Genomic DNA, 13362 nt, shown 5'->3' with positions numbered 1-13362 from the left:
ATTTCTGACGCGGCTGGCTCTGACCCGGCCGGGGCCGACGACGCTTTTGCCGCCGCTCTGGCCGTGCCCCAATGGCAGCCGGACGCGGCCGCCGCAGAGCCGACCTCTCCGGCCACTGAGGCGGCGGGCACGCCGCCCCCGCCCATTGACGCGCCGCCCCCGGCCCAGCTGTCGGACGACAGCGGCCTGCCTGCACCGCAGGAAGGCGAAAAAAACAGCGCGCCCGAAGACACGCCCATGAGCCTCATGGACCATCTGGGCGAACTGCGCGTGCGGCTGGTGCGCTGCTGCATTGCCGTGGGCCTGGGCTTTCTGGCCTGCTGGGCCGTGGTGGACCCCATTTTCAACGCCTTGGTCGATCCTTTGCTGGCCGTGCTGCCCAAGGGCTCGCACGCCATCTACACCACCCTGCCCGAAGGCTTTTTTACCCGCATGTACATTGCCTTTGTGGCGGGCGTGTTTGTTTCCAGCCCGGTCATCTTCTATCAGGTCTGGTCCTTTATCGCCCCCGGCCTGTATGATGAGGAAAAACGCTACATCATCCCCGTGGCCGTGATCTCTGCCCTGTTCTTTGTCTGCGGCGGGGCCTTCTGCTACTTCATGGTCTTCCCCTATGCCTTCAGCTTCTTTGTGAGCTTTGCCACAGAAGAAATCGTGGCCATGCCCAAGGTCAGCGATTACCTGAGTTTTGTGCTCAAGCTCATCCTGGCCTTCGGCCTCATTTTCGAGATGCCCCTGTTTGCCCTGTTCCTTGCGCGCATGGGGCTCATCACCGCCGCCATGATGCGCAAGGTGCGGCGCTACGCCATTCTCGGCATCTTTATCGTGGCGGCCATCCTGACGCCGCCGGACGTGGTTTCGCAGCTGCTTATGGCCTGCCCCATGTTGATTCTTTATGAGATCAGCATTGGCGTGGCGGCCTTGTTCGGCCGCGACCGCAACAAAAAGGACAAGGCTGAAAAACCCGACGCAGCCGCCGCAAAAGACACGCCCAAAGACGACCAGCCCAAGCCGGAGGAAGGCCCCGCAGCTGCGGACAAGCCCGCCGCAGGCCCCACGGAGGACGCATGAACCAGCCCCAGCGCGTGGCCGAGCAGGCCCGAACCAGCGCCGAAACGGCCATCAACCTGCGCCTCAACCTGGACGGCACGGGCAAGACCCAGGTGAATACGGGCTTCGGCCTGCTGGACCACATGCTCACGCTCACGGCCTTCTGGGCGGGTATGGATCTGCGCCTGGACTGCAAGGGCGACCTGCAAGTGGACGCGCACCACACGGCCGAAGATGTGGGCCTGACCCTGGGAAAAGCCCTGCTGGAGGCCCTGGGCGACCGGGTCGGCATTGCTCGCGTGGGCTACGGCCGCGTGCCCATGGACGAAGCCCTGGCCGAAGTGACCGTAGACCTTTCCGGCCGCCCCTGGCTGGAGTGGCGCGGCGGCGAACTGCTCCCCCCCGTGCTGGCCGGGGAAGAAAAAGACCTTTGGCGCGAATATTACAAAGCCCTGGCCAGCGCCGCCCGCTGCAACCTGCATGTGGAATTTCGCTACGGCCAGAACGGCCACCATTTGCTGGAGTCCGTCGCCAAGGGTCTGGGCCTTGCCCTGGCCCAGGCCGTACGGCAACACGGCACAACTGTCCGAAGCACCAAGGGAGGTCTTGACTGATGCCCGCCCACACCCGTTCCCTATCTATTCTGGCCCTTTGCCTGGTCCTGGCGCTCTGCGCCTGCAGCCGCCGTCCGCGCAGCACGGCCGAGGTACCCCGTTCTCTTCCGGCGGCCTTTGCCGTCAGCGTGGCGCCCTTTACGCAGCCCCGCAACGCCAGCCAGCTCATTGCGGGACGCATCCCTGAAAACCAGGGGCGCATCACCCCCGAAGACATGGAGGCCCTCAACCTGCAGTTGCGCCACATCCTCACGGCCGAGAGCAAACGGCAGTATACTTTTATTACCGAACAGGAGCTGCCGGCAGACGCCACCGCGTTTCACAGTTCTGAACAGCCCCAGGGCCTGCCCCGCTGGATAGCCTACGGCAAAAAAAAGGGCGCGCACTATCTGCTGGTGCCGCAAGTGCTGGACTGGCACCAGCGTGAGGGCTCCAAGGCCGGGGTGACCAACGCCGCGCATGTGCGGGTGGAATTTTTCCTCCTGCGGGTGGACGAGGGCGAGGTGGCCTCCCGCTCCGTATACGACGAGCAGCAGGTAGGCCTGGCGGACAACCTGCTGAATATGGGCACGTTTATTAAACGTCGGGGCCAATGGGTCACGGCCGAGCAACTGGCCGCAGAAGGCATGCGCAAGGCTGTGAAGGATATAGGTTTATGATCATTTTCCCCGCTGTGGACATTCAGAACGGCAAGGCCGTGCGCCTGCGGCGCGGCCGCGCCGACGACAGCACGGTTTTTGCCGAAGACCCCGCGGAAGCGGCCCGCTCCTGGCAGGAACGCGGCGCGCGCTGGCTGCATGTGGTGGACCTGGACGGCGCTTTTGACGGCGCGGCCAAGAGCCGCGCAGTGGTGGCCCGCATCTGCGCGGCCCTGACCATTCCCGTGCAGCTGGGCGGCGGCATCCGCGATCTGGAAACGGCCCGCGCCTACCTGGATGCGGGCGTAACCCGCTGCATCATCGGCACCCTGGCCCTGGAAAAGCCGGAAACTTTTGCCGCGCTCTGCCGCGCCTTTCCCGGTCGGGTGGGCGTTTCACTGGACGCGGAAGGCGGTCGGCTCAAAAGCCGGGGCTGGGTGGCGGACACGGGCCTCAGCGTGGACGACGTGCTGCCCCGCCTGCAGGACGACGGCGCGGCCTTCATCATCTATACGGATATCGACCGCGACGGCATGCAGAGCGGCGTAAACCTGCCCGCCCTGGAACACCTGGCCCGCGCTGCGCGCGTGCCGGTCATTGCCGCCGGAGGCGTGGCCACCCTGGCAGACGTGCAGCGCCTCTACCCCCTGGTGGGCAGCACCAGCCTGGTAGGGGCCGTGAGCGGCAGAGCCCTCTACGAAGGAACGCTCCACCTTGAAGAGGCCAATGCCTGGATTGCCGCGCAGGGGCAGTAAGGCCTTACAGCGTTGCAAGGCCTGGCGGCTACGGATGCAGACGCCCGCCGTGGAGGTGCAAGCGCAGTTTCAGCCGTTGCAACGCAAGCGCCTGGCCCGTTACGAGGAAGGAAGTTACGGGCAAAGACAGCACCACTATGTAGTTGCACGGGTAAGATCCGGAACAAACGTGCCGTAGCCGTTGAGAATATGTGTTCTCAACGGTACTCTGCTCTAGCGGCGCACCACCGGCGCACACGAAAGGGACGCTGGGGGCTTGCCAGATTTATCAAGAATTGTTATTGATAAATCACAAAGCCTGTGGCGCAACGGCCCAGGGGATCTTTGCACCAAGGAGGTCGCTTATGCCCCAGCTCAAGGATTTCGCCCTCTATGACATCGACTGGAACCTGACTCCGGAACACGCCGTGACCATGTATCTGGAGTGGGGCAACAACGACTGGCATTCGGAATACCCGCCCGTGCGTTCCAAGGACGACGTTTCCCATTATTTTGTGGTGGACAGCTGGCAGAACCCGCCCGTAGTACGTCTGGTGCGCCGCAATTCTGAACAGGCCGAAGATCTGATTACTGTCCCTTTGCCGGAAGAACTGCTGGCGGACTTTCACCAGGCCCACGGCAACTGGCGCGGTATAAGCGCGCCTACGCCCACCGTCAAGGCATGGCTCAAACACGAGCTGGGCCAGGAATAAACCTTTCAAGGGCAAAGGCCCGCCCTTTGCTCCCCATACGGCTCTTCCTTCGGGAAGGTTTCTCAAAGGAAAGCAGGCTGTCTGCCGCCTCGCGCGCAAGTGCGCCCTGCGCCAAGCGGTTTTACGCACGATCTCGCTGCTTTTTCATCTCTCGCGCAGCCAGGGCCGAGCGTTCACGCTCGGCCTTTTCCGCTTCAGCGCGGCGCTGGCGTTTGATCTTTTCCAGCCGGGCGCGCTGGGCCTGCTCACGCTGTTCCCGCGCCTGCTCCAGGAGCTTTTCCCGCTTGCGGTCAAAGGTCAGGGTAGTGCGCAGGGCGGCCAGCCCCAAGGCCACGACACTGACGATAAGGATGAGCACCTTCTGGATGGACCACTGGTCTGCGCCCAGGATCTGCTTAAGCCAGCCCAGACGCAGGGCGTCGCCCCAAAAAACCACCACGGGCACACCGATAAAGCAAAGCAGCAGCCCCACGGCCTCCACCCAGATGAAGGTGCGGGCCATGGTCAGGCCGAACAGGGTACCGTCGCGCACCATGCGCAGGTTTTGCAGACGCTTGCGCAGCTCACGCAAGAGTTCCGCCAGGCGGGGGGCTTCGGCCTGCACCTGCTTGAAGGACGCAGCCTCGCGAAAGTTGCAGGCAAAGGCCCGGTTGATAATACCGGCGGCCTCGTTGAATTCCCGGCTGAAGTCGCGCAGAGCCGTGGGGAAGGGAAACCATGAGGCTTCGTCGCGGATTTCCTGCAGGATGTCCAGATAGTATTTGTAGCGGTTGCGCAGGTCTTCCACCTGTTGCGCAATGGCTGCGTCCAGTTCGCTTTCCAGGGTGGGACGGTCCGCCACCACCTTGAGAAAAGCCATGTAGTTGCTGACGTTGGAAAGCGCCTCCAGGTTGCCCAGGCGTTCGCCCATCTGCAGCTGTACGGGGTGGTCGGCGGGGAACCAGGCCTCCAGCCGCGCGCGCAGCTCGTTGATGCAGACGCGCTCGGCCTCGGCCTTTTTGCGGGCTTCTTCCCACAGCTCGTAGAGGGCAGAAAGAATGAGCAGGCGGCCCCGCTCCAGGGCCGGGTCGATGAGCACGCGGTTAAAGTAGGTCGGGTCTTCGCGCACCAGTTTGACAATCTGGTCCAGAACCGGCTCGGCAAAGCCCATTTTGACCTTGCAGACCATCCCCCTATACCTGACCTCGCGCCACTGGGGCATGACCCGCCAGACCTGGGTGTACTGCTCAATAGCAGAGCCGAACTGCCCCTGTTCCTCAGCCAGCCGGGCCTGTAAAAACTCATTCCAGGCCTGCAGGGCCGGTGAAGGGGTCAGGGAGGCCGCCTCCCGGAAGGAGCCCAGGGCGCGCTCAAGCTCACCCCGTTCCACCTGAGTGAACGCCAGCACCATGCGCAGGCGCGGGTCGCGCTGGTGGCGGGCAATGGTCTGCGTGATCCTTTTTTCCAGGTCAGCCAGTTCATCGGGCCCGGCTCCGGCCAGAGCGTCCAAAAGGACCCAGGCCGGGCTGTCGTCCCTGGCCGGATTTTCTCCTTCCGTATCGGGGTCGTGACTGCGGTACAGCCAGCGCCGGGGCACGTTGCGCAACTGGCAGGCGCCGTTAAGGTCCAGCACGGCCGCCAGCACTGTGGCCGCCGGGCCGCCCCCGGCCAGCAGGGCGGGGTAGGCCGCCACGCCTTGTTCCGCCAGGGCCAGTTCTGTCTGCCGAAAGCCTTCGTTAATCGACTCCAGATCCATCCCGGCCAGGTCGTCCCAAACCTGTGCCCGGCTGGGGGGGCAGGCTCTGGTGGGGCACTGTTCGGCTGTATGGCTGTGCACGCCGCAGTAAAAGCAGCCCACGCCGTTGCCGGCCGTGAGCTGGCCAGGCATGAGCAGGGGGATGGAACGGCCGCTCAAGCTGTTTTCATCCAGCAGCACGTTGCACCAGTTGTCCACGGACATCTGTTCGCCCGTGTAGCGCAGATCCTGCACCGTAAAGCCCTCGCCCAGCAAATAGGCATTGCGGTAGCTCAGGTAGGGAAAATCGGGCATGAGTTTATCCCACTGCAGGCCGATTTTCTTGGGCAATTCACTGTTAAAATTGAGGTTATTGCGGTCTGCCAGCACGCAGACGCAGGGCCAGTGGGCCCCTTCGCCGTGTTCCTTGTCGAAGCTGTGCAGGTAATCGCGCATAAAGGTGCGCAGCATGAGCAGATTTTCCAGTGCCAGCATGACAAAGGTTTCATGGACGATAAACTTGATTTTGAGCTGCTGCAGCAGGGCTTCCACCCTTTTAAACATGGCGCTCCAGCCGGCCTGAAAAGCCTTATCCAGCGGGCTGCCCAAAGGGTGCAGAATGGCAAACCAGGACTGGGTGGAGGCGTAGGGCATGCGCACATCCACAACCATGCCGGACCAATCCGCAGCGGCCATGCCCTGGCGGGCGGCGTGACGCTCAAAACTGATGCCGGGCATGGTGCCCCTGCCCTCACGGCTCTTGGGGTGCACCCAGACATCCAGCTGGTCTGTGACCAGCATTTCCTGATTCTGCAGGGCAGCGTCCAGCAAGACAGTGGCTTCGCGCCGCCGCCCCATCTGCAGCCGGCCCGGCATAAGCTCCACGCCCACCGCAAGCTCATTAAAATTGCCCCAGACCTGAAGACGCGCCAGGGCCAGAAACACGTCATCCGTAAAAAAGAACCAAAGGGACTGTTCCGCTGCCTCGCCCACCTGCATGCCGCCGTAGTTGAGCAGGGTCTGCCCCACGGCCGGGGCCAGCGTCCCCTGCCAGCAGACCCACAGCACATGCCCCGTGGCGCTCATGCGCACTTCCCGGCACTCCGGCAGGCGGGCCAATAATTGCGATAACTGCGCCATGCACAATATCCTTTGAAAACCGACTGAAAAGGACTACCATCAGCAACCGTAACCAAGCTGCCGACACGGTCGGCCCGTGCCGCCAGCCCCAATGCAAGAGGTAGCCATGGATATTAATAAAACGCTGCAGGAACTCAAAGCCCGCCCCGGCTTCGCCGAACACGTGGGCATGACCCTGGTGCACAACGGCGTAGTGCGCGCCTGGTCGCGCAAGGACCATAGCCCCGTAAGCCAGGTGCGCGTCACCCCGGACAGGGCCAAAATGTCCGCCATCTGCAGGGAGATGGAACAACGCCCCGGCATATTTGCCATTCTGGCCGAAAGCGCCGAGGGGTTGCTCCGCCCTGGGGACGACCTGCTTTTTCTGGTGGTGGCCGGCGACATCCGCGAGCATGTCAAAGCCACCTTTGCCGAGCTGCTGGACCGCATCAAGGCCGAAGCCGTCCTCAAGCAGGAATACGGCCAGGACTGACGGACGGCTTGCCCGCCCTGCCCAAGACTTTGGCCCCTTGTTGGTCTTATCGGCCGACAGGCGCGGAACTTGACGGCGCTTCCAGCAGCGCGCGGGCGTAGTCCGCGCCGTTGAAGGGGCGCAGGTCTTCCAGCTTTTCGCCCAGGCCCACATAGGTAATGGGCAAATGGTGCTGCATGGCCACGGCAATGGCCACGCCGCCCTTGGCCGTGCCGTCCAGCTTGGTGAGGATAAGCTCATCCACCCCGGCGGCTTCCTTGAAAAGTTTGACCTGCGAAAGGGCGTTCTGCCCTGTAGTGGCGTCGATGACCAGAATGCTGCGGTGCGGCGCGCCGGGGTGCTTTTTGCCCAGCACCTGGCGGATTTTGGCGAGCTCTTCCATGAGGTTGACCTTGGTCTGCAAGCGGCCCGCCGTATCCACAAACAGCACGTCCACCCCTTCCTTCACGGCGCGTTCCACAGCCTCATAGGCTACGGCCGCCGGATCCGAACCCGCCTGCCGCGCGTAAAACAGCGCGCCCACGCGCTCGGCCCAGACCTGCAGCTGTTCTATGGCCGCCGCGCGGAAGGTGTCTGCCGCGGCGATCATGACCTTTTTGCCCTGCATGCGCTCCCGATGGGCCAGCTTGGCGATGGTGGTGGTCTTGCCCACGCCGTTGACGCCGATCATGAGTACCACTTCGGGCGGATTGACGGCCGCAATGCGCCGGGGCGCGCGGAAAATGTCCTCCAGCTCGGCCTTGAGCAGCTCGCGCACGCCCTCGGATTGGGTGATCTTTTCCTTACGGGCGCGCTCTTTGAGGCGCTCCACCAGCTCCAGCGCCGGTTCATAGCCCAGGTCGGCCATGATGAAGAGCTCTTCCAGCTCTTCCCAGAAGGCTTCGTCCAGCTCACCGTGCCCGGCAAACAGCGTGTCCAGGCCGCGGGCCAGCTGTTCCCGCGTGCGGCTGAGGCCTTCGCTGATCTTCACAAACAGACGGTTGCGCTCGTCCTCCTCGTCCTCCAGGTCCAGGGCCAGAGCCAGACGGTACTGCAGCTCGGAGCGGAATTCCTCCACCAGCCGGTAGTCCATGCGGGCAAGCCAGCCCTCAAAATCCCGCACAAAGGCCTGGGCCTCGGCCTCCGGGGCGTCCAGGGCGCGCAGCAGAAAAAGCAGCCGTTGCCGGAGGGCCTCGCCAGTTTCTTCCACGCCTTCCAGCACAATGCCCAGCCAGACCGAAAGACGCGGCTCGGCCTCGCGTAGGCGCAGGGTCAGGGCCGTCTCCTGCGCGGCGACGGCGGGCGACGCGGACGACGCCACCGCCTCTGTAGCCGATGCGGATTCCGGCGCAGTTTCGGAAGCGCCGCCCTGCGGGGCGACCGCAGGCGCTGCCGGGGCCGGTGCGACGGGCCCGCTCCCTTCCGGCGCAACTGTTCCGGGCGCGGCTTCTCCGGGCTCACCGCCGAATATCTTCTTGATGGCGCTGAAAAATCCCATACCACTCTCTCCTATACATGTGCACAGGGGCGGTGTGCCGCCCCGACGTCTGTATTGCTGTGTCTGCGCCCCGGCGGGCGTCCGCGTAGGCGGCCGCCGAAGCCTTGCAAAAATGCGGCGCTCTAAACGGTCTGTTCCGAAGACGGGCCTTGCGGCGCGCCGTCCAGGGTCCGCAGCACCTCTTCCAGGGCGTGCAGGCAGTCTTCCACGGCCAGAGCCGTAGTGGGGCAATCCGGATCGTTGAGGGCGGCCTGCATGGCGCGGGCCGCCGCGGCCAGGCGCTCCGCGCCCACGGCCGGGGCCGCCTTTTCCAGTACCTGCCCCAAGCGGCAGAGGGCCGCCGCGTCCCCGTCCTCATACAGACGGCCGAGCAGGAAGGGCGCATGGGCAAAGGTCTGACCAAACAGCCCCGCCGTCACCCGCCAGGCTTCGGGCCGACGCAGCGCAAAGGCCCGCCCCAGAGCCGGGCTGACCACGGCCCCGGCGCTCAAAGCGTCGTCTTTCACCCGGCCCGACACGCCATCCGCCGGAGCTTCGCCCCAGGGCACACCTTCGGCGTCCGCCCCCGTGCCCGCCGAACCCGGCTTTGCAGCAGAAGGTTTTGCAGCCCCGAATGCCGCACCGGCAACGGCCTCCAGCCCCTCTGCGGGACCGTCCGCACGGCCGCCCCGCCGGGTCAGACCGCGCAGACGGTCCAGGTCGCCCCACTGCCAGAGCAGCAGGCCCAGCACGCCCGTGGCCAACAGGGCCGAAAGCGCAAAACGCCAGACCTCCCGCCGGGCCTTGCGGGCCAGATCTTCATCGCTCACGCGGGGGGAAAGATAAACCTCCACGGAGCCCACCACCCGGCCTTCCATTTTAAGGGGGTTCATGCCCTGCACGCTGTCTTCGGTGATCTCATCGTCCCAGGGCACGGGTTCCCACTGGTAGTTGCGGCGCTGGCCCTCCAGCATGCCTCGTTTGGTCTGCACCTTGATGGCGTAGATGGATTCGTCCTCCATGGCAGCCATGACAATGGTGCGGGCCGTAAGTTCGTCCAGTTCCCAGGCGGGCAGGGAAAGCAGGGCCGCCAGCTGAGCCGCCATGCGGCCCGCATCGCCGCTCAGGCGGTTGGCGGTCTCTTCCTTGTCGGCATTGATGTTCCAGACGCCCAGCAGCAAAAACAGCAGCAGACTTGCCGCCCAGAGGAGCAAAGCCAGCCGACGTCGTCTGACGGAAAAAATGTGGCGCATAACACTCACCGACGGGGGGCGGTCCCCCGCGTTTCTCTGACGGAATCCAGCACTCCCCGACCGCGCAGATGCGCGGCCAGGGCCAGCATATCCCCATCCCGCAACAGCAGCAGACCCATGACCCAGGCAACCGCGCCGCCAGACACGGCCACGGCCAGACCAGACCCCGGAGGCCAACCCTCCGTCAACAGCACCAGCCCCCGCGCCGCCAGCCCCGTAACCAGGGCGGCCAGCCCGTGCCGCAGCACCGCCGCCCAGCCGGGCAGACAGGCGGACACGGCGACGGCCCCCGCGTTTGCCGCCCCGGCGCGGCCCAGGGCCACGGCCAGGGCGCGCAGCAGAAAGCCCGTCTGCAGCCACAATCCCACGCCGGCGGCCAGCGGCGGCACAAATGCGAGGGGCAGCAGCCCGGCCCCACGACTATGTACCAGCGCGGCCCCCACCGCAAGGGTGGACGCCACGGCGGCCAGGGCGCTCAGCGCCGTGCGCCGCTCCTGGCCCAGGGCGTTGCAGGCCGCCAGCAGGGAACGGTTGCAGGCAAGAGCCGGCAGCGCGGGCAAAAAACCGGTCAGCATCAACCAGGCGGTCTGTGCAGCCTGGGCGTCAAACGCGCCATGACAAAACAAAGCCCGCACCAGGGGCGCGCCCACGGCCCAGAGGCCCGCAACAGCGGGCAGACTGAGCAGCAAGGTCAGGCGCAGGGCCGTGCGCAGGGCTGCGGCAAAATCCGCCTGGCGGCCCTGCGCGGCCAGGCGGCTCAGGGCGGGCAGACTGGCCGTGCCCAGGCACGCGCCCACCAGGCCCAGGGGCACTTCCAGCAGACGTTCAGCATAATAGAGACCGGCCACCAGACCCGCTCCCAGGCCGGAGGCCAAAGCCGCCGCCGCCAGCAGGCAGAACTGCGGCGCGCAGGCCCCCAGCAGGCCCGCGGGCGTGCCCGCCAGACAGCGCCAGGCAGCGGCCCCTGCCGCAGATACGGGGGCAGGTGCGGGCGCAGACCTTGCCGCTGCCGCAACGACAGTCTCAGACAAGGCGGCAGCGGCGCCCCCCAGAGACGCCCCTGTAGGCCCCGGTCGGCGCAAGGCGCGGCGCGCGCCCCACCACAGCAGGGCCCACTGGGCCAAGCCCGCGCAGCTCATGCCCAGGGCCAGGGCCGGGGCCGGAGGGCACAGCCCCAAAGCCGCCGCCCCGGCAAAGGCCAGGGCCACGACATTGAACAGCACAGGCGAAAGCCCCGGCAGCCGGAACAGGCCCAGACTGTGCAGCAGGGCCGTGCCCAGGGCCGCCATGCAGGCCGCCAGCCCATAGGGCAGACAGAGGCGCAGCAAAAAGATCGCCAGTTCCCGCTCCGGCCCGGCAAAGCCCGGAGCCAGTCCTGTCGCCAGCCAGGGCGCGGCCGCCACGGCCAGAAGAAGCAGCAGGGCCAGCGCTGCTCCCAGGCGCACAGCCAGGGCGCGGCCCACCTGCGCAAGGTAACTGCGACCCGCCGCCGTATCTGGACGACAATGGCGCACCAGAGCCGCGGTGAGGCTCATGGACAGGGAGCCTTCCCCCAGCAGGCGGCGCAGGGCGTGCGGCAGGCGCAGGGCGGCGGCCAGAGCGTCCGCCGTGGGGCCGCTGCCCACCAGCCAGGCCATGCACATATCCCGCAGCAGCCCCAGCAGACGCGAAGCCAGGGCATAGCCGCCCAGCCGGGCCGCTGTGCGGGCCAACTGCGCCGCCGGAGCTTCAGGGGCCGTCGGCGCGTGGGGCTTTTCTGTCACTGGCCRCACGGTGGTCGTCCTTTACAGGGTTGCGGGGACACATGAGCGGGCACAGGGCATACCGCACGGCCGTACACAGAGGCCGCACCCTTGGCGAGGGGGAAGAATCCGCAGGTCACGGCAAGGTCGGACGTGCGGTTTTTGTGGTCCCCCTGCACGCAGGGTGCGGTTTACGGCCGGTGCGGGTCGGGCTCAGACTTCCAGGCGGCCACGGCCGCGCGCACCAAGCGCTCGCGTTCTTCCGGCAGTTCTTTAAAATCCTCGGCAAAAACATGGATGCGGGTACCGCCGCGCGGGGCGAACAAGCCCTTGACCCGGCACCAGCAGGGGTCCATGAGAGCGCGCAGATCCTCCAGCACCGTGTTGGTGATGGTTTCCATAAAGGACTGGTGGTTGCGGAAGGCGAACATATAGAGCTTGAAGCTCTTGGACTCCACGCAGCGCTGGTCCGGGATGTATTCCACCGTGATGATCCCGCTGTCGGGCTGGCCGGTCACAGGGCAAAGGGAGGTGAACTCCGGAAACGTAAAACTGATGACGTAAGGACGCTGGGGAAAACAATTGGGAAAGGATTCCAGCAGAGCAACGCTGGGGCCTCCTTCCGGGGCGTGCAGGCGACCGGAACCGAGCACCTTGAGGTTCCCGGTCTGGTCCTGGCTGCGACTGGTCATGGGCGAACTCCTTGTCTGGTCGCGCCGTTGGGCACGGCGCTTCCCCACCCTTGTAACCTATCGCGCTTGCGGCTACAATGAGGGAATGCCTCCGTCCGCGCGCGCCCCCCGGCGCGCGCCAGCCCAGTGGAGAACACGCATGAATATCCGACTGCACATCCAGGCCTGCACGCAGGGCCGATGTCTGCCCCTGCTGCCGGCCCCCACCCAGGGCGCGGGCTGCACCGGCGGCCACGGCCTGCTGGCTCCGGAACCCTGGGCCCTGCCCCGGCTGGACGTGGGCACAAACCTGTGCGGGGCCTGCGGCACGGCTCTTTTCAAGGTGACGGGCCGGGCCTGGCTGCCGCCGGTTGCCGCCGAAAGCCTCCACGCCGTCAATGCCTTTCTGCTCACGGCCTTGGTCGACCTTCCCGAAGGTCCGCTGGAGCTCACCCCCCGCAAAGAGGGCCTGAGCCTCGCCTGGGTCACGCTTTCAGACCGGGGCGCGCGCGGCCAACGCACAGATCTGAGCGGGCCGGCCATTGCCGTCGCCGTGGGCGCAGCCCTGCCCCTTTGCCACTGCCAGGGCTTTTTACTGCCGGACGAACCGCAGGAACTGCGCGCCCTGCTCACGGACCTGGCCCTGAACCAGGGCTATGACCTCATCTGCACCACCGGGGGCACAGGGCTTTCGCCGCGCGACACTACCCCGCAGGTCACGGCGGCCCTGCTGGACATGCCCTTGCCGGGCTTTACTCAGGCCATGCTGGCCGCCAGCCTGGCCAAGACGCCCCACGCGGTCATTTCACGCGCGGCGGCGGGCGCGCTGGGGCGCAGCATTGTCATCAACCTGCCGGGCAGCCGTAAGGCCGTGGTTGAAAACCTGGCCGCCGTGCTGCCCGCCCTGCCCCACGCCCTGGCCAAGCTGCAGGGCGATGCCGCCGACTGCGGCGGATAGCGCAGCGCCACTGTGGCGCTGTTCTGACGGCTGCACAGGCAACCGCCGCCACAAAGGCGTAAGCGCTGGAAGGGGCGTTATGAGAATTTCAGAATGCGCCTTTGCAAAAATACACTGCGTCAGTGCGGTCCCGCCGCACGCCGATACATTTTCCGGAACCCCTGGGGGCGCGCCGTGCCCCGCTTTGTCACCCGCAAGGAGAACTTC

The 13362-nt window shown here is 65.8% G+C and carries 12 protein-coding genes; 7 read left to right on the top strand and 5 right to left on the bottom strand.

Annotated elements, in window-relative coordinates:
- Positions 1 to 237 precede the first annotated feature (237 nt).
- The 5 genes from tatC (at position 238) to EB812_RS09935 (ending at position 3749) form a co-directional block, all read left to right on the top strand.
- Positions 238 to 1071, top strand: a complete 834-nt coding sequence (tatC, locus tag EB812_RS11985; protein ID WP_130958246.1) for a twin-arginine translocase subunit TatC — start codon at positions 238 to 240, stop codon at positions 1069 to 1071.
- On the top strand, positions 1068 to 1664 hold the full coding sequence (locus tag EB812_RS09950; protein ID WP_118229494.1) for an imidazoleglycerol-phosphate dehydratase: 597 nt from the start codon (positions 1068 to 1070) through the stop codon (positions 1662 to 1664). The genes tatC and EB812_RS09950 overlap by 4 nt, the downstream gene beginning before the upstream one ends.
- A complete protein-coding gene (locus EB812_RS09945) occupies positions 1664 to 2323 on the top strand; it encodes a hypothetical protein (RefSeq protein WP_130958230.1) in 660 nt (219 codons plus the stop codon). The genes EB812_RS09950 and EB812_RS09945 overlap by 1 nt, the downstream gene beginning before the upstream one ends.
- A complete protein-coding gene (hisA, locus tag EB812_RS09940; RefSeq protein WP_118229492.1) occupies positions 2320 to 3057 on the top strand; it encodes a 1-(5-phosphoribosyl)-5-[(5-phosphoribosylamino)methylideneamino]imidazole-4-carboxamide isomerase in 738 nt (245 codons plus the stop codon). Before EB812_RS09945 ends, hisA begins: the two co-directional genes overlap by 4 nt.
- 344 nt (positions 3058 to 3401) lie before the next feature.
- Positions 3402 to 3749 carry a DVU0772 family protein gene (locus tag EB812_RS09935; protein WP_118229491.1) on the top strand — a complete coding sequence of 116 codons (348 nt, stop codon included), beginning with the start codon at positions 3402 to 3404 and terminating at the stop codon, positions 3747 to 3749.
- A gap of 121 nt (positions 3750 to 3870) precedes the next feature.
- Here EB812_RS09935 and EB812_RS09930 read toward each other — a convergent pair whose 3' ends face one another.
- Complete coding sequence (locus EB812_RS09930) at positions 3871 to 6603, bottom strand: tetratricopeptide repeat protein (protein WP_118229490.1); 2733 nt, start codon at positions 6601 to 6603, stop codon at positions 3871 to 3873.
- 106 nt (positions 6604 to 6709) lie between these two features.
- On the opposite strand from EB812_RS09930, the gene EB812_RS09925 reads away from it, so the two are divergent.
- Positions 6710 to 7075 carry a molybdenum cofactor biosynthesis protein MoaE gene (locus EB812_RS09925; RefSeq protein ID WP_118229489.1) on the top strand — a complete coding sequence of 122 codons (366 nt, stop codon included), beginning with the start codon at positions 6710 to 6712 and terminating at the stop codon, positions 7073 to 7075.
- Between the two features lie 46 nt (positions 7076 to 7121).
- On the opposite strand, the gene ftsY is transcribed toward EB812_RS09925, so the two are convergent.
- The 4 genes from ftsY to queF all read right to left on the bottom strand — a co-directional run bounded on the left by ftsY (position 7122) and on the right by queF (position 12218).
- A complete protein-coding gene (gene ftsY / locus EB812_RS09920; protein ID WP_118229488.1) occupies positions 7122 to 8552 on the bottom strand; it encodes a signal recognition particle-docking protein FtsY in 1431 nt (476 codons plus the stop codon).
- 122 nt (positions 8553 to 8674) lie between these two features.
- Entirely contained in the window at positions 8675 to 9784 is a 1110-nt protein-coding gene (locus EB812_RS09915; RefSeq protein WP_118229487.1) for a hypothetical protein, read from the bottom strand.
- Positions 9785 to 9789: 5 nt separating this feature from the next.
- Entirely contained in the window at positions 9790 to 11556 is a 1767-nt protein-coding gene (gene murJ, locus EB812_RS09910; RefSeq protein ID WP_242621267.1) for a murein biosynthesis integral membrane protein MurJ, read from the bottom strand.
- Positions 11557 to 11717: 161 nt separating this feature from the next.
- Entirely contained in the window at positions 11718 to 12218 is a 501-nt protein-coding gene (queF, locus tag EB812_RS09905) for a preQ(1) synthase (protein WP_118229486.1), read from the bottom strand.
- A 139-nt stretch (positions 12219 to 12357) separates the two neighbouring features.
- Here queF and EB812_RS09900 point away from each other — a divergent pair, with 139 nt between their 5' ends.
- Positions 12358 to 13155 (top strand): MogA/MoaB family molybdenum cofactor biosynthesis protein, encoded by a 798-nt coding sequence (locus EB812_RS09900; RefSeq protein ID WP_118229485.1) that lies wholly within the window; start codon positions 12358 to 12360, stop codon positions 13153 to 13155.
- Positions 13156 to 13362: the final 207 nt, after the last annotated feature.

The organism is Desulfovibrio legallii (assembly GCF_004309735.1).
In the GTDB taxonomy this organism is placed as follows: domain Bacteria; phylum Desulfobacterota; class Desulfovibrionia; order Desulfovibrionales; family Desulfovibrionaceae; genus Desulfovibrio; species Desulfovibrio legallii.
This window is presented reverse-complemented; position numbering and strand designations above follow the sequence as displayed.